The 21,998-nt window shown below is 64.7% G+C and carries 29 protein-coding genes; 14 read left to right on the top strand and 15 right to left on the bottom strand.

What is annotated here, in order from left to right; translation table 11 throughout:
• Nucleotides 1-62 precede the first annotated feature (62 nt).
• The 4 genes from LAQ58_RS11455 to LAQ58_RS11470 form a co-directional block, all read right to left on the bottom strand.
• Nucleotides 63-473, bottom strand: coding sequence for a DUF7344 domain-containing protein (locus LAQ58_RS11455; protein ID WP_224447595.1), 411 nt, complete (start codon nt 471-473; stop codon nt 63-65).
• A 165-nt stretch (nt 474-638) separates the two neighbouring features.
• Complete coding sequence (gene mtnP, locus LAQ58_RS11460) at nt 639-1,499, bottom strand: S-methyl-5'-thioadenosine phosphorylase (RefSeq protein WP_224447596.1); 861 nt, start codon at nt 1,497-1,499, stop codon at nt 639-641.
• Between the two features lie 91 nt (nt 1,500-1,590).
• The gene (locus tag LAQ58_RS11465) at nt 1,591-2,667 is read right to left on the bottom strand and encodes a GNAT family N-acetyltransferase (RefSeq protein WP_224447597.1); all 1,077 of its coding nucleotides are present in this window, start codon (nt 2,665-2,667) and stop codon (nt 1,591-1,593) included.
• A gap of 209 nt (nt 2,668-2,876) precedes the next feature.
• Nucleotides 2,877-4,007 (bottom strand): GNAT family N-acetyltransferase, encoded by a 1,131-nt coding sequence (locus tag LAQ58_RS11470; RefSeq protein ID WP_224447598.1) that lies wholly within the window; start codon nt 4,005-4,007, stop codon nt 2,877-2,879.
• A gap of 377 nt (nt 4,008-4,384) precedes the next feature.
• Between LAQ58_RS11470 and LAQ58_RS11475 the strand changes: the two genes are divergently transcribed.
• The gene (locus tag LAQ58_RS11475) at nt 4,385-5,779 is read left to right on the top strand and encodes an MATE family efflux transporter (protein WP_224450166.1); all 1,395 of its coding nucleotides are present in this window, start codon (nt 4,385-4,387) and stop codon (nt 5,777-5,779) included.
• A 56-nt stretch (nt 5,780-5,835) separates the two neighbouring features.
• On the opposite strand, the gene LAQ58_RS11480 is transcribed toward LAQ58_RS11475, so the two are convergent.
• Nucleotides 5,836-6,165, bottom strand: a complete 330-nt coding sequence (locus LAQ58_RS11480; protein ID WP_425490650.1) for a DUF7344 domain-containing protein — start codon at nt 6,163-6,165, stop codon at nt 5,836-5,838.
• A gap of 575 nt (nt 6,166-6,740) precedes the next feature.
• Here LAQ58_RS11480 and LAQ58_RS11485 point away from each other — a divergent pair.
• Nucleotides 6,741-7,559, top strand: a complete 819-nt coding sequence (locus LAQ58_RS11485) for a TrmB family transcriptional regulator (protein ID WP_224447600.1) — start codon at nt 6,741-6,743, stop codon at nt 7,557-7,559.
• Between the two features lie 29 nt (nt 7,560-7,588).
• Here the strand turns inward: LAQ58_RS11485 and LAQ58_RS11490 are convergent, their stop codons facing one another.
• From LAQ58_RS11490 to LAQ58_RS11520, 7 genes are all read right to left on the bottom strand, one after another.
• Entirely contained in the window at nt 7,589-8,062 is a 474-nt protein-coding gene (locus LAQ58_RS11490) for an ester cyclase (RefSeq protein WP_224447601.1), read from the bottom strand.
• An 86-nt stretch (nt 8,063-8,148) separates the two neighbouring features.
• Nucleotides 8,149-9,105 (bottom strand): AEC family transporter, encoded by a 957-nt coding sequence (locus LAQ58_RS11495; protein WP_224447602.1) that lies wholly within the window; start codon nt 9,103-9,105, stop codon nt 8,149-8,151.
• Nucleotides 9,106-9,177: 72 nt separating this feature from the next.
• Nucleotides 9,178-9,891 carry a phosphoribosyltransferase gene (locus tag LAQ58_RS11500; RefSeq protein ID WP_224447603.1) on the bottom strand — a complete coding sequence of 238 codons (714 nt, stop codon included), beginning with the start codon at nt 9,889-9,891 and terminating at the stop codon, nt 9,178-9,180.
• Between the two features lie 66 nt (nt 9,892-9,957).
• A complete protein-coding gene (locus LAQ58_RS11505; RefSeq protein WP_224447604.1) occupies nt 9,958-10,650 on the bottom strand; it encodes a class I SAM-dependent methyltransferase in 693 nt (230 codons plus the stop codon).
• Complete coding sequence (locus LAQ58_RS11510) at nt 10,650-11,549, bottom strand: thiamine-phosphate synthase family protein (RefSeq protein ID WP_224447605.1); 900 nt, start codon at nt 11,547-11,549, stop codon at nt 10,650-10,652. The genes LAQ58_RS11505 and LAQ58_RS11510 overlap by 1 nt, the downstream gene beginning before the upstream one ends.
• Nucleotides 11,546-12,127, bottom strand: a complete 582-nt coding sequence (gene dcd / locus LAQ58_RS11515) for a dCTP deaminase (RefSeq protein ID WP_224447606.1) — start codon at nt 12,125-12,127, stop codon at nt 11,546-11,548. The genes LAQ58_RS11510 and dcd overlap by 4 nt, the downstream gene beginning before the upstream one ends.
• An 83-nt stretch (nt 12,128-12,210) precedes the next feature.
• Nucleotides 12,211-12,918: a Yip1 family protein gene (locus tag LAQ58_RS11520; protein WP_224447607.1), complete on the bottom strand. Its 708-nt coding sequence runs from the start codon at nt 12,916-12,918 to the stop codon at nt 12,211-12,213.
• A 194-nt stretch (nt 12,919-13,112) separates the two neighbouring features.
• On the opposite strand from LAQ58_RS11520, the gene LAQ58_RS11525 reads away from it, so the two are divergent.
• Together LAQ58_RS11525 and pth2 are read left to right on the top strand one after the other, a co-directional pair.
• Entirely contained in the window at nt 13,113-14,312 is a 1,200-nt protein-coding gene (locus LAQ58_RS11525) for an AI-2E family transporter (protein WP_224447608.1), read from the top strand.
• 67 nt (nt 14,313-14,379) lie between these two features.
• Entirely contained in the window at nt 14,380-14,718 is a 339-nt protein-coding gene (gene pth2, locus LAQ58_RS11530) for a peptidyl-tRNA hydrolase Pth2 (protein ID WP_224332597.1), read from the top strand.
• Nucleotide 14,719: 1 nt separating this feature from the next.
• Here pth2 and LAQ58_RS11535 read toward each other — a convergent pair whose 3' ends face one another.
• A complete protein-coding gene (locus LAQ58_RS11535; protein WP_224447609.1) occupies nt 14,720-15,133 on the bottom strand; it encodes a DUF8048 family protein in 414 nt (137 codons plus the stop codon).
• 110 nt (nt 15,134-15,243) lie between these two features.
• On the opposite strand from LAQ58_RS11535, the gene truD reads away from it, so the two are divergent.
• From truD to LAQ58_RS11550, 3 genes are all read left to right on the top strand, one after another.
• A complete protein-coding gene (gene truD / locus LAQ58_RS11540; protein WP_224447610.1) occupies nt 15,244-16,605 on the top strand; it encodes a tRNA pseudouridine(13) synthase TruD in 1,362 nt (453 codons plus the stop codon).
• Between the two features lie 79 nt (nt 16,606-16,684).
• Nucleotides 16,685-17,383: a DUF4336 domain-containing protein gene (locus LAQ58_RS11545; RefSeq protein ID WP_224447611.1), complete on the top strand. Its 699-nt coding sequence runs from the start codon at nt 16,685-16,687 to the stop codon at nt 17,381-17,383.
• Nucleotides 17,384-17,430: 47 nt separating this feature from the next.
• Nucleotides 17,431-18,159, top strand: a complete 729-nt coding sequence (locus tag LAQ58_RS11550; protein ID WP_224447612.1) for a DUF2103 domain-containing protein — start codon at nt 17,431-17,433, stop codon at nt 18,157-18,159.
• A 59-nt stretch (nt 18,160-18,218) separates the two neighbouring features.
• Here the strand turns inward: LAQ58_RS11550 and LAQ58_RS11555 are convergent, their stop codons facing one another.
• Both LAQ58_RS11555 and LAQ58_RS11560 read right to left on the bottom strand, forming a co-directional pair.
• Entirely contained in the window at nt 18,219-18,929 is a 711-nt protein-coding gene (locus LAQ58_RS11555) for a helix-turn-helix domain-containing protein (RefSeq protein WP_224447613.1), read from the bottom strand.
• 124 nt (nt 18,930-19,053) lie between these two features.
• Complete coding sequence (locus LAQ58_RS11560) at nt 19,054-19,446, bottom strand: DUF7344 domain-containing protein (protein WP_224447614.1); 393 nt, start codon at nt 19,444-19,446, stop codon at nt 19,054-19,056.
• 186 nt (nt 19,447-19,632) lie between these two features.
• Here LAQ58_RS11560 and LAQ58_RS11565 point away from each other — a divergent pair, with 186 nt between their 5' ends.
• The 7 genes from LAQ58_RS11565 to LAQ58_RS11595 all read left to right on the top strand — a co-directional run bounded on the left by LAQ58_RS11565 (nt 19,633) and on the right by LAQ58_RS11595 (nt 21,765).
• Nucleotides 19,633-19,899: an eL43 family ribosomal protein gene (locus LAQ58_RS11565; protein WP_224447615.1), complete on the top strand. Its 267-nt coding sequence runs from the start codon at nt 19,633-19,635 to the stop codon at nt 19,897-19,899.
• A 12-nt stretch (nt 19,900-19,911) separates the two neighbouring features.
• Nucleotides 19,912-20,046 carry a DNA-directed RNA polymerase subunit P gene (locus LAQ58_RS11570; protein ID WP_224447616.1) on the top strand — a complete coding sequence of 45 codons (135 nt, stop codon included), beginning with the start codon at nt 19,912-19,914 and terminating at the stop codon, nt 20,044-20,046.
• A 10-nt stretch (nt 20,047-20,056) separates the two neighbouring features.
• Nucleotides 20,057-20,296, top strand: coding sequence for a KEOPS complex subunit Pcc1 (locus tag LAQ58_RS11575; RefSeq protein ID WP_224447617.1), 240 nt, complete (start codon nt 20,057-20,059; stop codon nt 20,294-20,296).
• Nucleotides 20,297-20,387: 91 nt separating this feature from the next.
• Nucleotides 20,388-20,768: a spore germination protein GerW family protein gene (locus LAQ58_RS11580; protein ID WP_224447618.1), complete on the top strand. Its 381-nt coding sequence runs from the start codon at nt 20,388-20,390 to the stop codon at nt 20,766-20,768.
• 48 nt (nt 20,769-20,816) lie between these two features.
• Nucleotides 20,817-21,212: a prefoldin subunit beta gene (locus LAQ58_RS11585; RefSeq protein ID WP_224447619.1), complete on the top strand. Its 396-nt coding sequence runs from the start codon at nt 20,817-20,819 to the stop codon at nt 21,210-21,212.
• A complete protein-coding gene (locus LAQ58_RS11590; RefSeq protein WP_224447620.1) occupies nt 21,213-21,482 on the top strand; it encodes a DUF3194 domain-containing protein in 270 nt (89 codons plus the stop codon).
• A 73-nt stretch (nt 21,483-21,555) separates the two neighbouring features.
• Nucleotides 21,556-21,765 (top strand): HVO_0649 family zinc finger protein, encoded by a 210-nt coding sequence (locus LAQ58_RS11595; RefSeq protein ID WP_224447621.1) that lies wholly within the window; start codon nt 21,556-21,558, stop codon nt 21,763-21,765.
• Nucleotides 21,766-21,998 lie beyond the last annotated feature (233 nt).

A 21,998-nucleotide genomic window follows, 5' to 3' on the forward strand; every position in this document is an offset into this window, starting at 1 on the left:
GTCAACGGGCGGTTCGACGGGCAGTACGCCGACGGTGGTAGTGAACCGACTGCCCGAATCGGTCACTCGAACTCCATGTGTCGGGCGTGTTCGAGCCACTCTTCGAGCGACGGCGAGTGGTAGAATCTTATCTCGTTCTGTCGCGGGTCGTAGTCGACGAGTCCCGCCGCGTTGAGGCGCGGTAACTTCGAGTGGTGAAGGTCGATTCTGACCTGGTTCCGAGACGGGGGGTCGGCTCTCTCCGTGCCCGCCGCTTCGTACTCGCACACCGCGTCGACGACGGCTTCGGTTTCGGTCACGTCGCTATTCATCCCGTAGAGGTGGTAGAGCACGTAGCGGAGGCGGGCGACGCTCAGAAGATCGAAGATCGCGTCGAGGTCGGCGGAGACCCGTGAGTATCGCACTAACTGATGTGACTTGCTTCCCCCACCGTTGTTATTACCCCCATCCGTCCCGAACTCATCGTCAGACATCCCATTCACCGTACAACGTCCTCGTAGTAAATGTTGGCTCTTTTACAGAAATATGAAATCTAAAAATTATATTTGTGGATTTGAGTAATAATCTGTTGGAGGAGCTAGAGCCGAGTACGCGGCTCGTCCGCCCTCGGAAACCGACGGACGCCGACACTCGAGCGGTCAGTCGAGGTAGTCGTCGACGAGCAGCTCGACGCGCTCGCGCGTCTCCTCGGGGATGGCGTCGGCGGGCGTGTTGATGGTTCCTTCGAGCGCCGTGTGTGCGCCGCAGTCGAACTCGTCGGGAAGCGTTCGGATGGCCTCTTCGACGGTGCGCTTGATGGCCTCCTGGTTCTTCTCAGCGTTCTCCAGCACCTCCTCGAGCGTCACCTCGTGGTCCCGCTTCCAGACGTCGTAGTCGGTGACGCCCGCGACGGTGGCGTAGGCGATCTCGGCCTCGCGGGCGAGTTTCGCCTCTGGCACCGCCGTCATGCCGACGACGTCCCACCCCTGGGCGCGGTAGAACTCGCTCTCGGCGCGCGTCGAGTACTGCGGTCCCTCGATGCAGACGTACGTGCCGCCCTCCTGCACGTCGGCGTCGGTGGCCGACTCCGCGGCGTCGACGAGGTGCGAGACGAGTTCGGGGCTGTACGGCTCCGTGATGGGCTGGTGGACGACGATGCCGTCGCCGAAGAACGTCGAGGTACGGTGTTTGGTGCGGTCGAAAATCTGGCCCGGAACAACGAGCGTCCCCGGCGGAAGCTCCTCCTTCAGGCTGCCGACGGCGTTGGAGGCGAAGATGTACTCGACGCCCAGTTTCTTGAACGCGTAGATGTTCGCGCGGTACGGCAGATTCGTCGGCGAGCGGCCGTGTTTCGGGCCGTGGCGCGGCAGAAACGCTACCTCGCGGCCCGTATCCCCGAACTCGCCGATGGTGACCGGGGCGCTCGGGTCGCCGTAGGGGGTCTCGATCTCCTCTTCGCGGGTGTTCGACAGGGGAAGCGCCTCGTAGATTCCGCTTCCGCCGATGAAGCCGATGGTCATGGTCGTACTCGCGTGAGTCTCCACCTAAAGAACGTTGATTTGCGGCGTCTCGCTCGCCCCCGAGCCGAATTATCGAGGCGGTACTCCGTCGTCAGAGGTTGAGTCGAGGTTTGAGCTGGTTTCTGACGCGCGGTTTGACCTGTTCATCGAGACGGGTCCCGAACTGTTCCTGGAGCCAACTCGCCAACTGGATACTCGGTCGCTGTCGCGTCAGTGTGTACATCGGGACGAGTTCCGGCGAGAGTCTCGCTTTCGCGCCGCTCACTCGGGGGTTTAACGCGCCGTGGAGATTGTATCGGGTCACCCCGTCTCGCTTGGCGTCCTGGATGGTTCGCCAGTCGAGCAGTTCGTTGGCAGGAACGTCCTTCTGGGGTTTCGCCCTTCCTTTCCACGAGTAGGCCATGTCACCGAACTGAATGGAGATCATTCCGCCCACGTAGTCGCCGTCGAGTCGGCAGACGTACGGGCGTACCTGTCCCTCGGGAAACGCGTCCACGTACTCCATAACTCGCTCCGGAGACGAGTCGAAGTAGTCGATGTCGGACTCCTCGAACCGTTGCCAGAGGTGGTCGACGATCCGACGGGCCTCCGCTCTCCCGCCGACTTCGACCGAACATCCGGCTTCCTCGGCCTCCCGGACACCGGACCGCATGGAGTTCGAAAACGAGTTCTCGATCTCTTCGAGGTCGCGCGTGAGGTCGACGACGTACGTCGCGTCCATCTCAACGTCGAAGTCGTTCCACACCCACGGCCGGAAGTCCGGATACCGGTCGCTCGTCTGAATCACGATGCGGTCGGGCGGGTCGCTCTCGTCGAGCCACGACAGACAGCCCTCGACGAATCTCCGGTGTCGTTTCTCCTGCTTTCGCGTCTTCAGCTTCTCGTAGTTCAGGAGCACCGGACCGAGTTTTCTGATGGAAGTCGATTCTGGCGGCGACTTGATGAGTCGAAGTGGACCCTTTTCGGTTTCGAAGACGGGAAGAAGTCCGACCGGTTCCTCGCCTTTGTACCCGACGAGCGGATGAAGGGTGGCACCCGCTTCGGCAGCCGTCAGTCGGAGTATCTCGAACTGGTGAAACGGCGTTCCCATCGACGACTGTTCGACCCACGAGTCCCAGTTGTCCTCGGTATCTGACGTCTCGGAGAGTCGCGCGACTGATATCGACATACGGAACGGTCAATCGACGTGCCCATGTAACATTTCTACGGAGAAGGAGTATGTCGGGACCGCCGTGAGGTGACGACTCGGCGAGTGAGTTTATTTTCGACAGTTAGTCGAGACATCCGGCGAGGTAGCCGCCGACTCCGCGGCGTCGGAGGCGAAGAGGTACCCGACGCCCAGTTTCCTGAACGCGTCGGTTCCGCGTAGTACCGTTTTCACAATCGTCTCTTCAGCCGAACTAGTCTCTCTCCCGCGTCAAACCGTCGTTGCAGTCGTCGCAGAACGGCCGGCGACCGCTCGCCCGAGGCGAGACCAGTACGCAACGCCGAAGACGCGTTCTCGACCTGTTCTTGGAGCCACGTCCCGAGTTCGAGAGTCGGATGCTGTCGCGTCAACTTGTACATCGGGACGAGTTCCGGCGAGAGCCTCGCTTTCGCGCCGCTGGTTCGCGCTTCCAGCGCACCGTGGAGGTTGTAGCGCGACGTTCCCCCCCGTTTTTCGTCCTGGATGATCCGCCAGTTGAGGAGTTCGTTCGCCGGGACGTCCGCCAGCGGTCTCGCCCCTCCTTTCCACCACCACGTCGTGTCGCCGAATCGGAGCAGCATCTTCCCGCCGACGTACTCGCCGTCTTTCAGACAGACGTAGGGGCGTACCTGCCCGTCGGGGAACGCGTCCACGTAGTTCATCACCCACTCCGGAGAGGAGTCGAAGTACTCGATGTCGGACTGCGCGAACCGCTGTTCGACGTGCTCGGCGATGCGACGGGCTTCCGACCTGCCGCCGACTTCGACCGAGCACCCGGCCTCCTCGGCCTTTCGGACGCTCCGCCGGACGGACCCCGAGAACGAGCGCTCGATATCGTCGAGGTCGCGTTCGAGGTCGACGACGTACGTCGCGTCCATCTCGACGTCGAAGTCGTTCCACACCCACGGTCGGAAGTCGTCGTACCGGTCGTTCGTTTGAACGAGCGTACGGTGGGGCGAACAGCGTTCTTCGATCCACGCTAAACACTCGTCGACGAACCGGGAATTTCGCTTCTCTCGCTTCCGCGTCTTCAACTCCTCGTGGTTCAGCAGCACCGGGCCGAGCTTTCGGACGCTGACCGCCTCGGGAGGGGATTTCACGATGCGAAGCGGGCCCTTGTCCGTTTGGAAAACGGGGAGAAGCCCGACGGGTTCTTCGCCTTTGTATCCGACGAGCGGGTGGAGCGTCGCGTCCGCTTCGGTCGCTATCACCTGGAGTATCTCGAACTGGTGAAACGGCGTCCCCATCGAGGACCGCTCGACCCACGAGTTCCAGTCGTCGGCATCCGACGTCTCGGAGAGTCGTGCGACCGATATTGACATATGAAATGATCAGTTGATGTCCATTTGTAGTATTTCTCCGTACGATCGGTATGTCACGTTCGCCGTGATGTGTCGGGTCGACGACCAAATCGGGTCTCGACGGATGCCCTTCGTCCGGCGAACCGGTCGAAACGACGGAGTTGCGTACGGTCGAAACGACGGGGTCGCGTGCTGCCGAAACGACGACGTGGCGGCGCGGACGCCTCCGTTCCGGCCGAACTCGCCGGAACTCCCAAAACTGCCGCTATCTTCCGGCAATCCCGACTGATTCGTGATATCTACTATCACGAGATTTGAAGTAGTTTGACGCGTTTCACGTGACAGTGACAGCGCCCTCTTACGAGAGCGAGTTAACGGACGGCGACCTCGTCAGGCCGATGCTCCGGTTAGCGGTGCCGATGGTCGTCATCCAGCTCCTCCAAGTGATGTACAACGTGGCCGACACGTTCTGGTTGGGTCTCCTCTCGGCGAACGCCGTCGGCGCGCTGAGCCTCGCGTTCCCGATGATCTTCTTTCTCATCTCCATCGGCGGCGGGTTCACCGCCGCGGGGACGATTCTCGTCGCGCAGTACACCGGCGCCGACAGCGAGGGCTCGGCGGATCTCATCGCCGGGCAGACGATATCGTTCGTGACGCTGCTGGCTATCGCTATCGGGATTCTCGGCTTCTTCCTCACCGACCCGATGCTATCGCTGCTGCCGACGGACGCCCAGACGGGGAGCGACATCGTCCCGCTGGCGGGCGACTACATGCGCCTGTTCTTCCTCGGATCGCCGTTCCTCTTCGGCTTCTTCATCTTCTCGTCGCTGATGCGCGGCTACGGCAACACGCGGGTCCCGATGCTGGTAATGGTCGTCAGCGTCGCCATCAATGTCGTCCTCGACCCGCTTCTCATCTTCGGCGTCGGGCCGTTCCCACGCCTCGAAATCGAGGGCGCGGCCATCGCGACGATCCTCGCCAGAGCCGTCGCCGCGGCCATCGGGATGTACGTCCTCTTCGGCACCGACGTCGGCCCAGACGTGCGTTTCGAGCATCTCCCGCTCCAGTTCGACCGCGTCCGCGACATCGTCTCGCTCGGCGTGCCGACAGCGCTCGAACAGTCGACGAGCGCGCTCGCGATGATTCTGATGACCGCGATGGTCGCGACGTTCCCCCCGGCAGTCGTCGCCGCGTACGGTCTCGGCAACCGCCTCACGTCGCTCATCTTCCTCCCGGCGATGGGGATGGGCCAGGCCATCGACGCCGTCGTCGGCCAGAACCTCGGTGCGGGCAAACCGGAGCGGGCGGCGCGTGCGGCGAAACTCGCGACGAAACTCGTCGCCGTCGTGTTGCTCCCGTTCGCCGTCGTCGCCGCAGTCACGCCCGAACCCATCGTCGCCGTCTTCCTCGGCGCCGGCGGTCCGCGGGCGGCGGAGACCATCGTCCACGCGAGCGACTACCTCCGCATCGCGTCGGTGATGTTCGTCTTCATGGGCGTGCTGCAGGTGATGCTCGGGACGTTCCGCGGCGCGGGCAACACGAAGACGGCGCTCGTCATGTCGGCGATCACGCTGTGGGTCGTCCGCCTGCCGGCGACGTACGTGCTCGTCTTCGTCGAAGGCTGGGCGGAGACGGGTATCTGGGTCGCCGTCGCCCTCGGCGACATCGGCGGGGCTATCGTCGCCGTCGCGTGGTTCACCCGCGGCACGTGGAAGAGCGCCGTCGTCGACACCGACGAAGGAGAGTCGTCGAAGAGCGAGTGCGCCGCCGACCGGACGCCGATCGACGACTGACGGACGGCGTTACGGAACGAGTTCGGCGGAGGGTAGTCGCAGTTGGAAACGACACGTCACCGCGAAAAGGTCGCTTCTATGACCGATTCGATCGCCTCGATGTCGTCGGCCAGCGAGATACGTCGGCCGTCCGCGCCGTACCGGATCACCTCGAACTCCTCTAACTTCGGCAGGTGAACGTGTCTGAGCGCGAGTTCGACCTGGTCTAGATGTTCGTCGGTGACGTCGCTCGGCGAATCGACCTCTCGAAGCGCGGTTTCGTACGCCAACACCGGAATCGTCATCGGTGAGCCTGCTTCGCGCAGCGTCAACAGAGCGTGTACTCGGCGTTGGCTGCTGAGCAGTTTACTCGTCGTTACGATTTCCGTATGAGATTTCTGCGTCATTTATTTCCTTTTATTTACCTTTATTTGAAACACCGTGGGACACAACATAATATTTTCCCGTCAGGAATTGCATCCGTAGAAACAACGTCAGACGGGAAAAGACCGGACGTTCACTCAGTCCCACACAAATGCGTTCAGAATCCCGACTAGGGGTTCGTAACGTGGGGGAATAGGCAACAGTATTGCGGTTGTTCCCGTCACTCATATCCTCACATATGAATAAGCAATCATTTCCAGAAGGTTTAGTATCACGTTACAGTGTCTCACAGTAAGGAGTCAACAGATTTTGGCATTCGCGCTCGCTCACCGTCGTCGGTCATACGCACGCGGACTCAACAGAATGGATGAGATTGGCACGCATCGGACGGTGGTGGGGACCACGTTTCAATGCGTGCCGGTTGCGATTATGGGACCGACCGATATGTGCTTTGTGTGATTAACTGAGTGAATCTCTAGCGATAACTTGCACGCGAATCACCCAAAAAGCGGCCCGCGTAATACAAACGCCTTTGCGGCTGGCTGAAAAAAGGAAGAACGACCGTCTTCGAATCCACTCGGAGACGATGGTGGGGACCATGAGTTCAGAAAATACACAGCAGCAAGCGGTCGGATTGCTCCAACAGCTTGGTTTGAAAGAATATGAGGCGAAATGTTTCGTGGCGCTCTCTCGACTTCCGAAAGGGACGGCCAAGCAGATAAGCGACATCGCGGACACGCCCCGGACGAGGGTGTACGACGCGATTCGAGTGCTGGAGGCGAAAGGGTTGGTAGAGATTCAACACACCAGCCCGCAGCAGTTTCGGGCCGTCTCGCTCGGAGAGGCGACCGAGACGCTGCGCCAACAGTACGAGAACCGCGTCGACCAGCTCTCGACGATGTTGGAGAACATCGAGCCGGTCGAACTGGACGAGGACGACTCGACCTCCCACGAGGTCTGGGGACTGTCCGGGACGAACACTATCGCAGCCCGAACGAACAACCTTATCGAAAACGCGACCAGCGAGGTCGTGCTGATCGTCGGGTCCGAGGAGATGCTGACCGACGCGCTCGTCGAGAGTCTGAATGATGCGACGGACCGAGGAGTTCCGGTGCTCGTCGGAACCGTCTCCGAGGACATCCGGGAACGGCTACAGGAGCGGGTGGCCGAGATCAACGTATTCGTCTCCGAACTCAAATGGCTCCACGAGTCCGAAGCCACCGATACCAACGACGACGTCAGCATCGAGCGCATCCTCCTCGTGGACCGAAACACGATTCTGATGAGCTCCCTCGACCCGAACAAGGTCGAGGAACACGCCGTCTTCGGACGCGGGTTCGACAACGGACTCGTGGTTCTCACGCGCCGGCTGATGGCCTCGGGGCTCCTGCCCTCGCGGGACCCCGGCCAGAACTGAGGCCGTGCACCGACGAGCGTCACGCGATGTTACGCGCTCGCCTCGTCCGTCGTGGTCGACCCGCCGGAAATCACGCCGAGTTGTTCCATCATCCCGAGCGCGTGCGGACTGTTGAACTCCTCGACGCACCGGTCGCCGTCGTACCGGGAGATGACGATGCCGGGCGTCTCCACCGACTTTCCGGTCGGCGGAATTTCCATACCTCGGACGCGAAGCGTCCCCTCGTGCGTACCCGTGACGCGGTATCGGCAGGTGACGCAGTCGTCACTGACGACGAGTTCGTCGATGTGGATAGTGATGTCCGGCATCGCCTCGCGATACGTCTCGATGAGCGCTCGGTACTCGTCGACGCCGCGGAACGACCGTTCGAGTTGGTAGTGCGTCGCGACGAACTCGTCGGCGAGCATCTCGTCCAGCACGTCGTACTCTCCCTCGCTCCACGCCTCATCGGCCACGCGTCGGAACTGCGTCTCCATCTGTGTCATCGGTTCGGTGGTTGCCATATTTGTCACCAATATTCGTGTACGACTTCTGAGGCGATAGAGATTCGCTGCGCGGGGCGCGAATGTACGAAGGACCGCCGCGTCCGTCAGATGACTACCCCCGATTCTAACACCGCAATCAGCAGCGTCAGCATGGGGATGCTGACGAGCGTCGTCGCGAAGACGACGGCGCTGACGTACTCCGCCGCCGAGAGACCGCCGATTGTCGCACCTTCGGAGAACTCGATGACGAGGATGAGCGGCGTGATGGCGGCGGGCATTGCACATTCGAGGACGAACACGCGGGCGACGGTGGGGTCGGTGAAGCCGAGCGCGAACGCGACGCCGAGACCGACGACGGGGGCGACGACCATCTTGAGCGCGCTGGCGACGCCGACGCGCGAGAGCGCGGAGCCGTAGTCGGTGTTGGCCAGCTGGATACCGAGGATGAGCAGCATCACCGGAATCGAGGAGTCGCCGACGAGCTGCAGCGTTTCCATCGCCGCGCCGTCGGCAGGCGGGACGACGCCGAGCCACCGCGCGGCGATGGCGGCGACGACGGCGTAGACGAGCGGGATGCGGAGCGCACGTTTGAACCCGTCGAGACCCGCCGACCCGCCGCTTCGGGAGGCGATGTAGACGCCGATGGTGTAGATGAGCACGCCCTGCACCGCGAGGTAGAGCACCGCCGTACTGCGTCCAGTCGCGCCGAACGCGAACTCCGAGAGCGGGACGCCGTAGTTGCCGGAGTTGGGGAACGCGCTGACGAGGACGAGCGCGCTCAGAATCGGTTCGGGTTCGCCGAGCAGTCGACCGATTCCCTCGGAGACGAGAATCATCGCGACGGTGTAGGCGGCGACGCCCAGCGCGACCCGGACGAGCGTCCCGCCGCCGAGCGTCGTCGTCGCGAGACTGTGGAAGACGAGCGCCGGCGCGAGCACGTAGAGGGTGATCGTGTTCAACGGCCCGGGGTCGACCTCTTGGGTCCGCCCGAGTAGAAAGCCGATGCCCGCCAGCGCGAGAATCGGCAGTATCGCGGTGGCGAAGATAGAGACCAGTGACACGCTCGAAGCCACCCGCGCGGCGATACCAAGCGTTTCGGATGCGGCGACTTGCGTGGGGTCAGGACGCTCCCGCTACGCGCCGACGCCTTCGTTGTCGATGAGTCGCCACGCGCCCGACCCGGTGGTCTCGACGAACTCCCGGCGCTCCATCTCGGCCATCACTTCATGGAGGCGGTCCGGTTGGGCGATCTCCATGCAGATGGGGTCGACCTCGTGGAACTCGTCGAGGTAGTGGCGAACGTCTTCGAGTTCGAACGTCTCCTCGTCGGCTTTCACCATCACGCCCGAGATGAGGTCGACCATGTCCTCGATGAAGTTCCACGGGTAGACGATCCACGCCCACTCTCCGAGGCGCTCGCCGACGTAGTCGGGTTCGAACTCGCTCGTCTGCAGCAGTTGTAGCGTCGCGGTTCGGACTTCGTCGGCGTTGCGTTCTCGGACGTACTCGTCGGCGCGCTTGATGGAGCCGCCGGTGTCGGCGATGTCGTCGATGATGAGCACGTTCTTGCCCTCGACACTGCCCTCCGGCATCGGGTAGCGGACCTCGGGTTCGCCCGACTTCTGGGCGGTGCCGACGTAGTGTTCCATCTTCAGGCTCGTCAGGTCGTCCAACCCGAGGAAGTCGCAGAGACACCGACCCGCGAACCAGCCGCCACGGGCGAGCGCGACGACCACGTCCGGTTCGAACGCCGACTCCTTGACGTCGTCGCTCACGTCCCGGCAGAGACCGTAGATGTACTCCCAGTTGGTGATAGTGCACTTGAACTCGTCGGGGAGGTCGCTCATTTCCGACTGTGTCTCTGCCACGGCCGCACATAAGGGTTTACAGGCAGTTTCGTCGGTGTCTCCGTCTCAGTCGACCGTCCCCGCACCGAGACGGGCGAATCCGAGCGCGTGCGTCGAGTACGACGCATCCGCACACCGTTCGCGAAGTGCCCGCTGTGCGGCGACGACTCGCCGGTCGAGCACGTCCGTCGCCGCGCTGAGGTCGGCAGGGCGCTTCGACGGCATCCCCGCGAAGACGAGGCCGTGAAACAGCGCGTTCAGCGGGCGGCACGCGGGGCGCGTACTCCGTGCTAAATCTAGTAGCGCGAGGCGGCCGCCCGGCCCGACGAGCTCGGACCACTCGTTGACGACGGCCGCGGGGTCGGCGAGCATCCCGGAGACGAACGAGGCGACGATTGCGTCCGAATCTCTGATTGGTGGGGTAGCCGCGTCCGCACGAACGACGTGGACGTTCTCCCATCCCTCGCGGGCGACCCTGTCGCGGGCGACGGCGAGCATCCCCGGCGAGAAGTCGACGCCGACGACGGTACCCGAAGAGCCGACTCGTTCGCGGAGGAACGCGAAGTTCGCGCCCGTCCCGCAGCCCATCTCGACGACGGTGTCGCCCGGCCGCGGGTCGAGCGCCGCGGCGGTGCGCTCGCGGAGCGTCGCGACGCCCGGTCCGTACGTCGCCAGCGCGTCGTACAGTCGCGCCCAGCGGGTATAGAACTCCTGAGCGTTCGCGGCGCCCGATTTACTGTTCGTTCCGTGGTCGCTCATCACAGTAACTCGCGGACGACGTCGGCGACGGCGGGCGCGTCCGGGCCGAGCACGTACGTGATGGGTTCGATGCCGTAGCTCCCCGACTGGTAGAGCACGAACGTCTCGTCGAGGTCCAGTCCGTCGAGCGCGGCGGCGACGGCGTCGGTCGGCGCGTCGGGGTCGAACTCGACGGTCTGGTAGCCAGCTTCTTCGAGCGACGCGACGATGTCGGGGTCGTAGCGGACGTTGACCGCGGCGCGGACCGGCGCGCCCACCTTCCGGGCCGAGAGGAGGACGGACGCGACGTGGCCGCTCGCGCCGAACTCGGGGTCGCCTGCGACGGTGGCGCGACCCTTCACGTCGAAGATGCGACCGGGGACGGCGGCGACGTCCTCTATCTCCTCGGCGTCGGGCAGGCACTCGGCGAGGTTCGAGCCGACGTGCGGGATGAGTCCGGCGAAGCCGCTGGCGTTCGTCAGCGTCCGCAGGCCGCGTCGAACCGACGAGAGCACGCGCTCGGTGGCTCTGAGTGCGCTATCGGGGTCGTGAACGTCGAAGCCGCCCTCGAACTCAGCGAGTTCGGGCATCGCCTCCTCGTGGAGCTCCGCCAGCAGGTCGCCGTCTTCGAGGTGGCGGATGAGCACCTCGGCTTCGACGAGCGCCTGTAACTGGCTCATCTCGCCCGTCGCCAGTCCCTCGGCGACGCGCCCGACGAGTTCGCGGATGCGTTCGTCGGCCTCGACGACCTCGTTGCGGGCGACCCGACCGTGGGCGTACTTCGAGACGGCACTCTGGCTGACGCCGAGCGCCTCGGCGACCTCCTGCTGGGTGAACTCCCGGTCGCGGAGTTCCGCCGCGAGCATCGATCGAAACGTCGGGAGGAACTCCTCGACGACAACTTCCTCGACGAACTTCATCCGTGGAACTCGGGGTCGTCGCCCAACCGCGACGCCTGCGGACCGCGCTGGTTCTGGTACTTCGACCCGCGCTCGACGCCGTACGGTCGCTTCGCTCGCGTCTTCAGTTCGGTGAAGATGAGTTGGGAGACGCGCATCCCCGGCGTGAGCGCGACCGGTGCGGTGCCGAGGTTCGACAGTTCGAGCGTAATCTGGCCCTCGTAGCCGGGGTCGACGATTCCCGCTGTGGCGTGGATGACGATGGCGAGGCGGCCGAGCGACGACCTGCCTTCGACGGTGGCGATGAGATCCGGCGGAATCTCGACTCGCTCTTTGGTGGTTCCGAGCACGAAGTCGCCGGGGTGGAGAATGAACTCGTCGCCCTCGTCGACGTGGGTCTCGGTGACGTACTGGCCGATTTCTTCCGCTTTGTTGGGGTGGATACAGGAGATGTTCGTCCGCTGGAACTCCAGGAACTCCTCGCCGAGTCGGAGGTCGATGCTCGCCGGTTGTACCTGCATGTCGAGGTCGTCGAGCGGGTCGACGACGAGGTCACCGGCCTCCAACCGTTCGAGAAGGTCTACGTCCGAGAGTATCATACTGGGGTGGCCGCGTGCCAACACGTAAAACCTCCCGGTCGACTCGGAGCGATTCGACCGGTCCGGTTCGACCGGGTCGCCGGTCAGCCCACGAGTCCCAGTACGAACGTGACGAACGCGACGAACCCCGCGACGAGAAGCGCCACGTCGGAGTCGAGTCCGCGCGCGTGTTCGAGACCGGCGCGCCAGACGAACAGTTGCCATCCGGTGACGATCAGACCGAGCGCCGTCGCGACGGGCCAGTCGAGAAACGACTGCAACCCCTGCAACTGCTGAACGAGCGTCTGGGGATTTTGCGAGAACGACGTCTCGCGGATGACGCGCATCGCTCCGACGACGCCGACGACCGACTGGACGAGCATCGGCACGCCGCCCCACGCCGCGACCGCCAGCGTGTCGCCGAACGTCCCTCTGTCGCCGCCGCGGGAGAGGAGGTGCAAGAGCACGCCGACGGCGACCCACCCGAGAAGCGAGAGCAGAAACACGAGGGGGAGGAGACCGGCGAACCGGTCCCAGAGTTCGTCGCCGAGGTTCATCTCTCGCGTCGCCGGTTCGTCGCAACCGGGCCAGTCGTCGCCGTTCTGTTCGCAGACCCAATCGGGAGGCCGGTTCTCGTTCTCGACGGTTACCGTTGTGTCCAGCGCCTCGCTGAACTGCCATCCGACGAAGCCGATGGCGGCAGTCGTCAACAGTGCGACGACGAGCGCGACCGCCAGCGCGCGGCCGAACCCGAGTCCGGGCGTGCGCTCTCGGAAGTACTCGTCCGGGTGGAGGAGAGGCGTGCGGGGCATCGGTCACGGCGACTCGGCGCTGTAGAATAAATCTTGTCGGATACGTCTACACTCCACGCGAGAAACAGGACTACCGTCGCGAGCGCAACGAGCGCGGCGACTACAACGACCACGGCAGCGACCTTGCTACGTAATGCAGAAGCAACTCGGGGCCGGCGAAGGGACACACGGTGATGGATTTGTTCGGCCGCGATGTGCCACTCGAGCGAAACCGAGTCGGATGGTGGCTGTTCGTCCTCGCTCTCGCCGGCGTCGTCGGGTACGTGCTCTACTCGTTCGTCGGCATGGTCGTCCTCGGCGTCGCCGCGTACTACGGGACGCGACCGCTCCACCGGCGGCTAGAGCGGGTGGTCGGGTCGAGTTGGGTCGCCGCCGCGACGACGCTACTGGGTATCTTCCTCCCCGTGCTGCTGCTCGTCGGTTACGCCGGGTTTCAGTTCGTTCACTCGATCGACCTGTTCGTCGGCGCGGGCGGCGCGCAGCGCTATCGGCAGATTCTCGGCCAGTGGCTCGGCTTCGGACCGCTCCCGGACGTACAGGTGCAACAACTCGCCCGACAGTTGCGAAACCCGACCGAGGCGCTCCGGCAGTACCGCGACGTGTTGCGGACGGCGTTTCGCCTCGGCGCGAACGCGTTAGCGGCGCTCACCAAGGGGTTGTTGCTCGTTGGGCTGTCGCTGACGCTGGCGTACTACCTCCTCCGGTTCGACGACCGACTGGCGGCTATCTTCGAGTCGGTTCTCGGCGGTGAGGGGTCGACGGCGCACGCGTACGCGACCGCCGTGGACCGCGACCTCCAGAGCGTCTACTTCGGGAACCTCGCCTTCGTCGTCGTTATGTCGGTCGTCGCCGCCGTCGTCTACTACGGGGCGAGCCTCCTCGCGCCGCCGTCGCTGTCGATTCCGATGCCGCTCGTGCTCGCAGTGCTGACCGGTGCTGCGAGCATCGTCCCCGTCGTAGTCGGGAAGATAGTGTACGTTCCGCTGGTGCTGTATCTCGCCGTACAGGCAGTTCGGACGAACGCCGTCTCGCTGTGGTTCCCGGCGGTGCTTCTAGTCGCCTGCGTGCTCGTCCTCGATCTCCTGCCACAGGCGTTCCTCCAGCCGTACCTCTCCGGGCAGCGACTCGGCATGGGGCTGTTGCTGTTCGCCTACCTGCTTGGGCCGATGCTGTTCGGCTGGTACGGCTTCTTCCTCCTCCCGCTCGTGACCGTCCTCGTCGTCCAGGTCGTCCGCCTCGTGTTGGCCGAACTCGTCCGCGGCGAGCCGCTGACGCCGTGGGTGTCGGCCCCGGTGTCGATGGGTTCGGACCCCGCCGTCGCGCGCGAGGGCGGGTCGCGCTCGGGGGGCGACCGGAGCGAAAGCGAGCCGGACGAGAGCGAGCAAACCGAGTAACGGGCGGCCGAGACGCCGATTCGGCTGAGTGAACAGAGATTTACCGCGGCGACGGAGAGAGGTGGGTATGAAGCAGGTCATCGTCGCCCGGACCGACATCGGGATGGGCCGCGGAAAACTCGCCGCGCAGGTCGCCCACGCGTCGCTGTCGGCGTACGAGGACGCCGACTCGCGAACCCGAAAGAAGTGGAAAGGCGAGGGCCAGAAGAAAGTCGTCGTGAAAGCCCGCGGCGAGAAGGAACTGTTCCGCCTCGCCGACCTCGCCGAGCGCGAGGGACTGCCGAACGCCATCGTCCGCGACGCCGGGCACACCCAGCTAGAGCCGGGGACGGTGACGGCGCTGGCGGTCGGTCCCGGGCAGGACAACCTCGTCGACAAGGTGACGGGCGACCTCTCGCTGTACTAGCCTACAGCATTTCCTCTGCGGTGTCGACGCCGACGACCACGCCGACAGCGTTTTCCACCAGTTCAGCGCTCTCGACTAACGAGTCGTACAGCAGTCGCGCCTGCTCGTCGTGAGCGTGGCGGGCGGCCGAACGGAGGTCGTTCTCGAAGTCGAACGAGTCGGCGAACGACTCCCAAGCCGCCTCGTCGACGAGGTAGGCGCGCCGTCCGTCGGCGGTGACGTAGTCGTACTCGCTTTCGAACTCGGAGTGCTTGCCGAGCAGTTCGGCATCGAGGACGGCGAGCGCGTCGGTCAGGTCGCTCGTTTCGACGCCCTCCGCGCCGGCGACACGGTCGACGACGGCCGAGTCGAACGGCAGTTCCCGCGTCTGGTCGGTCTCCGAGCCGGCGTCGGAGGCAGTCGAGGAGTCGGTCATGAGCAAACGGACGGTCGCTAGCGGTTTGCCCGTTGCGGCCGACGAACTACAGCGCTTTTACCCGCGCCGCCGGAACCGCGTGTCATGACCGAAGTGAGGGGAAAACGCTGATGCGCGAGGCCCACCCCATCGAGCGCGAGGTCGGCATGGAGTACTACGTGAGCGACGCCGACGGCATCGGCGGCGAACTCCGGGTCGACCCCGAGGATTTCCGGGTCCGCGAACTGGAGGCGTTCGATGCCGCACCCGTCGATTCCGACCCTGGTGCGTACGCGAACCTCGTCGTCCGCGCGACGCTGCGCGGGTGGGACACCAACGACTTCGCGGCGCGTCTCTCGGACGCGCTGGGCGTCAGTCGCGAGCGCATCTCATGGGCCGGGACGAAGGACAAACACGCCGTCACAACCCAGCTGTTCACGGTTCGCGGCGGCGACCCCGCCGACCTGCCGGACGTGCGCGACGCCGACGTGGAGGTCGTCGGCCGCGCAGGCCGCGACATCTCCTTCGGCGACCTCGCGGGCAACGCGTTCGGCATCCGCGTCCGCGACGTCGAGCGTCCGGAGCGCGCCGAGGAGATCACCGAGCAGTTGCGCGAGTTCGGCGGTATCGAGAGCGACGACGCCGAGGACGCGCCGGTCGTCGGCGTTCCGAACTACTTCGGCCAGCAGCGCTTCGGCAGTCGCCGCCCCGTCACACACGTCGTCGGCCTCCACGTCGTCCGCGGTGAGTGGCGCGAGGCCGTCCTCTCGTACGTCGGCAACCCCCACGAGAACGAACCCGAGGAGACGCGGGAGGCCCGCGCCGTCGTTGACGCCGAGGCCGAGCGCGCCGACCCCGACTGGCACCGCGCGCTTGACTGGATGCCCGGCTACCTCCGCTACGAGCGCTCGATGCTCCACCGACTCGACGAGGACGGCGCGGAGTCCGAAGAAGACTGGCGACACGCACTCGAAGCTGTCCCGTCGAACCTCCAGCGCCTGTTCGTCAACGCCGCGCAGTCGTACGTCTTCAATCGCATCCTCTCCGAACGTCTCCGTCGCGGGCTGCCGTTCGACAGACCCGTCGAGGGCGACGTGGCCTGCTTCGTCGACCGCGACGCGCCCGAGGACCTGTTCCGCCCCGACACCGACCGCCTGCAGGCGGTGACGGGTCGCCGTGTCGACATCGTGGGCAAACACTGCGAACGCGGTCGAGCGTTCGTCACCGCGCCGCTCGTTGGGACAGAGACTGAGTTAGGCGACGGCGAACCCGGCGGGATAGAGCGCGAGATTCTGTCGGAGTTGAACCTCGAACCGGGCGACTTCGACCTCCCCGGAAACTTCGAGTCGACGGGGACCCGTCGCGCAATTCTGGTTCGGACGCGGATGGAGGTCGAGGAGAGTCCGCTGGAGTTCGAGTTCTCGCTCCCGTCGGGATCGTACGCGACGGCGGTGATGCGCGAGTATCTGAAGTCTGAACCGCTGGACCTGTAGTCAACGGCGTCGCGCGAACCGACGCCGCGGGATCCGATCGACAGCGAACTGGCTTCTTCTCCGCCCTCGTCTCGTCGCTATGGCCACCTCCGAAGAACTCCTCGAACGCCTCGACACCGGTCTCTGGACCTACCGCGAACCGCTGCGCTTCTTCGGCGTCGAAATCGGCCGGGTGATGGTCGTCGTCCGCCTCTCGGGCGGTGGATTGCTGATCCACTCTCCGGCAGAACTGACGCCTGACCTCCGGCGAGCGTTGGCCGAACTCGGCGACGTGCGCTTCGTCGTCCCTGCGAGCAAACTCCACGGGCACCTGTACATGGAACAGTACCGCGAGGCGTACCCACGCGCCGAGTTGTTGGCCGCGCCGGGACTCGACCACCGGCGGACGGACCTCGATTTCGACGGCTTGCTCGGCGGGGCGCCCGACCCACGGTGGAGCGCCGACCTCGACCAGACGGCGTTTCTCGGCCACCGGTGGCTCTCGGAGATCGAATTCTACCACCGCCCGAGTCGAACGCTGATTATCGGTGATATCTGCTATCACGTCACCGCCGAAGCGCCGTTCGCGACGCGAGCGGTCGCCCGTCTCGCCGGGATGTACGACCGCCTGTCGGTGCCGCCGGACTTCCGGATAACGGTCGTGAACGAGGCGGCAGCGCGCCAATCGGTTCGGCGGATGCTCGGATGGGAGTTCGACCGGGTCGTCGTCGGACACGGGTCGGTGCTGGAGTCCGGCGGACGTGAAGCAGTACGCGAGGCGTTCGACTGGCTTCTCTGACGCCTCGAAACGAACGAAGTTATAGGTCGTCGCCGAGCAGATGCGATATGCACTGCGGCCGGTGCGGCACGCCGTTGGAGAAACCCGGAGACTACTGTCTGACCTGCCGCACCGGAACCTGCGACGCCGTCGTCCTCGACTGTTCCCGCGACCGGGCGACGCTCACGTTTCTCGACGAGGAAACCGTTATCGGCGAGACGACGGTGACGACGGTCCCCGAGACGGGCGAGGAGTCGGGCGTCGTCGAACTCCGGAACTTCGCCGGGCGACTCGCCGACGAGATCCGCCGCAAACGGCCCGAAACCGTATACGCGGCGGGCGAGCGCGACGTCATCCGCGAGACGCGCGCCCAACTCCACTACGAGTTCTACCGCGTCCGCGACGACGACCCCGTGCAAGCCGTGTTGGAGAGCCGCGGCGAGCGAACGCTCGAAGTGGTCGAGGCGTCGCCGGGCGAGAAACTCGGAGGGTCGCACACGACGGTCATCGGCGGACGCAAGGGGCGGAGAGCCATCGGCGTCGTCGCCGGCCACCCGCACGTCAAGAAGATCGTGCCTGGCCCCATCGACGCCGGGGGGAAGGGGTCGCGGACGAGTCTGCGGGCGAAAGTGACCCGTTCCGACGACAACGGCAACGTCCGCCTGTTGCTGCGCGACGGGTCGAGCGTTCAGGAGAACCGCGTGGTGACGACGGCGATGGACCGCGAGACGGGCGAACGCGTCCGCGACGATTTGAACGAGGCGCTCGTCGACGCGGAGCTCCGACCGATGGACTGAATCGAAACGGTTCGACAGGCGGGGGAGATATCGGCGGGAATGAGATGGAGGGGAGTGTATCAGTCGGCGGTCCCGTCCGACTTCTCTCGGTCCAGCCGCTGCCGGTCCGCCGGCGAGCGCCACCCTATCTCCTGCTCCGACAGCGTGCGCCGCAACAGCGTCTGCAGTCCGCGCCGGAGGCGCTCCGACGCCGCCTGTCCGGAGATACCTAACTCGTCGCCGATCTCCGCCAGCGAGCACCGGCGTGGAACCTCGAAGTACCCCGCGTCGACGGCCCGAGTCAAGACGTCGTACTGAGCGTCGGTGAGTCCGTACTGCGTTCCGCCGGCGTTCGACTCGTGGTAGAGGCGGTGGAGTCGAAACGAGAGACCGGTGTCGACGCAGCGCTGGCGGTACGCCGAAACCGACGCGCGGTCGGGAAACTGCATCCGGAGCAACCACCCGTCGGCGTCGGCTTCCGCGGCGAGCATCACCGCGTCGAGCTCCGTACGGATGTAGTACGTCGAGGCGTCGCTCCCCTCGGGGCTGAGCGTGAGGCGGTACTGTCGCCAGTCGTCGCTTTCGTCGAGCACCGTCGCGTCCGCGACGGTCGGGTCGTCGTCGAGCGCCGCGTCGAACCTGTCGAGATCGTCGCCGGTGGCTCGAATCTGGAGCAGGACCGTTCCGGACTGCCGCGTGTACTGTTGGTCCAGTTCGACCGTCACCGTCGGCGCGTTCGCCAACGCCGTCTCGAGAATCGACGTCGAAAGGGTGAGTTCGGCGATGAGCATCTGTCGTCGGTCCCGTTCGGTCGACGAATTCTCTGCGACTCGCTAAAAAGTATCGTCCGGCGGAGAGAGATGCGCCAGACGGTCATCCGGGCTGCTCGACTCGAACGCGAGGGGTGGCCGACCGTTACGTCAGCTCTTCGACGGCCGCGAGGTCGACCCAGTCGTGGAGTATCGGGCTGTCGGTCTGTTCTACGGTGTCGCGGTCCTCGTCGTACGAGAGCGCGCCGATGTCGTCCAGTTTCGGCAGGTGGACGTGTCGGAGCGACACCAACAGGCTCCGGAAGTGATCGGGTTCGACGTTCTCCTGACACTCGACCTCCCACGCGGTCATCGTGTCGGCGATGTCGTACACGTCGATTTCCCGCCCGTTCACCTGGTGGAGATAGTACAGCACGTCGCGTCGGCGTCGGTTCGACAGCGCGTCGAACGCTTCGTCTAAGCGCGCGCGGTCGACGGTCGTAGACGGTGCGTGTGCCGGATGGTCGCTCTGGCGTCCGAACGTGCGGTCATTTGACATGGTTGAGGTGAGCACCCGGGGAAGCCCCAGCGCGGGTAGAAACCGACTCCACATACTCCAAACTGTGGCGCTTTCACAGCCATGGTTTTATATAGAGGGTCGCGAGTTATCACTCCGTGGTATCTCGGTCGAATGGAGCGTAGACTCGCAGGCTTTATCTGTCCGCTCGGGATAGTTGGCAGCACTATGGCCGACAACAAGGCACGACAGACCGGTAGCTCGGGCCGCTTCGGCGCGCGCTACGGTCGCGTCGCTCGCAAGCGGGTCTCCGACATCGAATCAGAGATGCGAAACGCCAGCGTCGACGGAGACTCCGTCAAGCGCCTCGGCACGGGCATCTGGCTCAACGAGGAGACGGGCGAGAAGTTCACCGGCGGCGCGTACCGCCCAGAGACGCCCGGCGGACGCTCGGTCCGACGCTCCATCCGCGCGGCGCTCGACGAAGACGAGTAATCCCACCCAACTATGAGTTACAAATGCTCCCGCTGTAAGCGCGACGTCGAACTCGACGAGTACGGGGGCGTCCGCTGTCCGTACTGCGGTCACCGCGTGCTACTGAAAGAACGCGCCCGCGTCGTGAAAGAGATCGACGTGCAGTGACCGACGGGTAGTGTCGCATCTGAGCGCTCTCCGCTTTTCATACTCCGACGAGCGACGCGCCCGCGTCGTCGAGCGGAGCGTCCGCGTCGAAGTCGGCGAAATCGACGACGAGCGGTCGCGGGCGAACGTTGCGAGAGACGGAGACACCGTGGAGGTTCGAGTCGAAGCCTCGGACCTCGTCGCGCTTCGCGCGGGCATCAACTCGTGGACGCGAATGGTCGCCGTCGCCGAGCGCGTGTCGTCGCTGTAACGAATCCGCCGCTCGGAGATATCCTGTTTTCGCCCCGCTCTGTCACCAAATCACTGGAACCGTTATTCACGGTGGTGGCGTACCGTGTGGCATGGGAGCAATCAGCAGCGTTCAGACAATCCGGTCGCTCGTCGAACAGCTCCGAGAGAAAGCGACCGTCGATGCGGTGTACGGCGACCCCATCGTCGCGGAGGGGCGAACGACGGTCCCAGTGGCGCACCTCAGATACGGCTTCGGCGGCGGATTCGGAAGCGGCGAAATCGACAACGACACGGAGAGCGAACGTGCGGGCGAAGGCGGTGGATTCGGTGGGGGTGCGACGGTGACACCCCTGGGCGTCGTCGAAATCACGGCCGAGGACGTACGGTTCGTCCCGACCACTGGACGACAGCGATTCGTCCGAGGGTTCGTCACCGGTGCTGTAGCGGGGTTGGTACTCGGACGACGACTTCGGAAGCGGACCGCCGGTTAGGGAGACTAAATACGGGGCTTTTTCAGTCCGGCGCGCATCGGACCGACTATGCAAGGAAGTCTGCCACCGGAAGCGCAGGAGAAACTCGAAGAACTACAGGACCTGCAGGAGACTGCACAGCGCGTCGGCGCGCAGAAACAGCAGTCCGAGAGCACGCTCTCGGAGTCGAAGACGGCGCTCGAAGCGCTCGACGACATCAACGAGGACGCGACGATGTACCGCGAAGTCGGCGAACTGCTCGTCGAGACCGAGTACGACGAGGCCCGCGAGCAACTCGAAGACCGCGTCGAGAGCCTCGAGATCCGCGTCGAACAGCTCTCGAAGCAGGAAGAGCGCGTGCAGGACGAGTTCGAGAGTCTGCAGTCAGAACTCCAGCAGATGCTGCAGGGCGGCGGCGCGGGCGGTCCCGGCGGGATGGGCGGTCCCGGCGCAGGCGGCGCGTAGATGAACGCCGACGCCGAACCGAGCGACGACGAAGTCGTCGAGACCGCCGCAGACGCCGCCGAAGGCGTCATCTTCGCGCACTACAAGCAGTCCGAGGTGCGCGACATGGACGTGACGGTCACATTCGAGGACGGCGTGTTGGACGTCGACGTGTACCTGAACGCGCCCGACGACGACGCGGACCCGGAAGCCGTCGCCGACGAGGCGGCGCTGGCCGCGCGCGACGCCGTCGACGACCTGTTTGCCGCGACCGAGTCGTCCGGCGAGTAACCGACTCTCGTTTCTTTCCGTGTACCTCTTCGAAGGCGAACAGCTAAGCGGATACAGTGGTAATAGTTAGCATATGGCCACCGGTGGTCGACGGAGCGGAACGACGGCGTTAGACAGACTGCGGTCACACTACGAACGGATCGACCTGCGATGCCCCCAGTGCGGGTACGAGGACGACGACGGACGGTGGACCGCGCGGACGACCGGTTCGCAGGTGCTCTACCGGCACGTCTGTCCGAGTTGCGGCGAGATTCGGACGCGGACGCTTCGACTCGGCCAGTGAGCGCGGGCCGACGGGTAGCACCGTCGCTGGCAGTCGTCGAGCGTCTGCCACATCTCTCCTTCTTCTGACTGGTAAGCAGTCACAGCGCTCGGAAGATCGCCGAACGAAGTACCGGGCCGTACAGGCTGGAATCGCCGAATCCATACACCAGCACACCGGTTAAACGTCTCCATGCGGAAAGTGCCGTACCGATGGAATGTACGAGTCGGCCGCAGACGAAAGCGCGGTTAGTA

Source organism: Haloprofundus salilacus, assembly GCF_020150815.1.
Lineage (GTDB): Archaea > Halobacteriota > Halobacteria > Halobacteriales > Haloferacaceae > Haloprofundus > Haloprofundus salilacus.

What these genes read in the sequence shown, in the direction of transcription:
- LAQ58_RS11455 (WP_224447595.1), bottom strand. Translation starts at nt 473, where the DNA reads ATGTCTGACGATGAGTTCGGGACGGATGGGGGTAATAACAACGGTGGG.
- mtnP (WP_224447596.1), bottom strand. Translation starts at nt 1,499, where the DNA reads ATGACCATCGGCTTCATCGGCGGAAGCGGAATCTACGAGGCGCTTCCC.
- LAQ58_RS11465 (WP_224447597.1), bottom strand. Translation starts at nt 2,667, where the DNA reads ATGTCGATATCAGTCGCGCGACTCTCCGAGACGTCAGATACCGAGGAC.
- LAQ58_RS11470 (WP_224447598.1), bottom strand. Translation starts at nt 4,007, where the DNA reads ATGTCAATATCGGTCGCACGACTCTCCGAGACGTCGGATGCCGACGAC.
- LAQ58_RS11475 (WP_224450166.1), top strand. Translation starts at nt 4,385, where the DNA reads ATGCTCCGGTTAGCGGTGCCGATGGTCGTCATCCAGCTCCTCCAAGTG.
- LAQ58_RS11480 (WP_425490650.1), bottom strand. Translation starts at nt 6,165, where the DNA reads ATGACGCAGAAATCTCATACGGAAATCGTAACGACGAGTAAACTGCTC.
- LAQ58_RS11485 (WP_224447600.1), top strand. Translation starts at nt 6,741, where the DNA reads ATGAGTTCAGAAAATACACAGCAGCAAGCGGTCGGATTGCTCCAACAG.
- LAQ58_RS11490 (WP_224447601.1), bottom strand. Translation starts at nt 8,062, where the DNA reads ATGGCAACCACCGAACCGATGACACAGATGGAGACGCAGTTCCGACGC.
- LAQ58_RS11500 (WP_224447603.1), bottom strand. Translation starts at nt 9,891, where the DNA reads ATGAGCGACCTCCCCGACGAGTTCAAGTGCACTATCACCAACTGGGAG.
- LAQ58_RS11505 (WP_224447604.1), bottom strand. Translation starts at nt 10,650, where the DNA reads ATGAGCGACCACGGAACGAACAGTAAATCGGGCGCCGCGAACGCTCAG.
- LAQ58_RS11510 (WP_224447605.1), bottom strand. Translation starts at nt 11,549, where the DNA reads ATGAAGTTCGTCGAGGAAGTTGTCGTCGAGGAGTTCCTCCCGACGTTT.
- dcd (WP_224447606.1), bottom strand. Translation starts at nt 12,127, where the DNA reads ATGATACTCTCGGACGTAGACCTTCTCGAACGGTTGGAGGCCGGTGAC.
- LAQ58_RS11520 (WP_224447607.1), bottom strand. Translation starts at nt 12,918, where the DNA reads ATGCCCCGCACGCCTCTCCTCCACCCGGACGAGTACTTCCGAGAGCGC.
- pth2 (WP_224332597.1), top strand. Translation starts at nt 14,380, where the DNA reads ATGAAGCAGGTCATCGTCGCCCGGACCGACATCGGGATGGGCCGCGGA.
- LAQ58_RS11535 (WP_224447609.1), bottom strand. Translation starts at nt 15,133, where the DNA reads ATGACCGACTCCTCGACTGCCTCCGACGCCGGCTCGGAGACCGACCAG.
- truD (WP_224447610.1), top strand. Translation starts at nt 15,244, where the DNA reads ATGCGCGAGGCCCACCCCATCGAGCGCGAGGTCGGCATGGAGTACTAC.
- LAQ58_RS11545 (WP_224447611.1), top strand. Translation starts at nt 16,685, where the DNA reads ATGGCCACCTCCGAAGAACTCCTCGAACGCCTCGACACCGGTCTCTGG.
- LAQ58_RS11550 (WP_224447612.1), top strand. Translation starts at nt 17,431, where the DNA reads ATGCACTGCGGCCGGTGCGGCACGCCGTTGGAGAAACCCGGAGACTAC.
- LAQ58_RS11555 (WP_224447613.1), bottom strand. Translation starts at nt 18,929, where the DNA reads ATGCTCATCGCCGAACTCACCCTTTCGACGTCGATTCTCGAGACGGCG.
- LAQ58_RS11560 (WP_224447614.1), bottom strand. Translation starts at nt 19,446, where the DNA reads ATGTCAAATGACCGCACGTTCGGACGCCAGAGCGACCATCCGGCACAC.
- LAQ58_RS11565 (WP_224447615.1), top strand. Translation starts at nt 19,633, where the DNA reads ATGGCCGACAACAAGGCACGACAGACCGGTAGCTCGGGCCGCTTCGGC.
- LAQ58_RS11570 (WP_224447616.1), top strand. Translation starts at nt 19,912, where the DNA reads ATGAGTTACAAATGCTCCCGCTGTAAGCGCGACGTCGAACTCGACGAG.
- LAQ58_RS11580 (WP_224447618.1), top strand. Translation starts at nt 20,388, where the DNA reads ATGGGAGCAATCAGCAGCGTTCAGACAATCCGGTCGCTCGTCGAACAG.
- LAQ58_RS11585 (WP_224447619.1), top strand. Translation starts at nt 20,817, where the DNA reads ATGCAAGGAAGTCTGCCACCGGAAGCGCAGGAGAAACTCGAAGAACTA.
- LAQ58_RS11590 (WP_224447620.1), top strand. Translation starts at nt 21,213, where the DNA reads ATGAACGCCGACGCCGAACCGAGCGACGACGAAGTCGTCGAGACCGCC.
- LAQ58_RS11595 (WP_224447621.1), top strand. Translation starts at nt 21,556, where the DNA reads ATGGCCACCGGTGGTCGACGGAGCGGAACGACGGCGTTAGACAGACTG.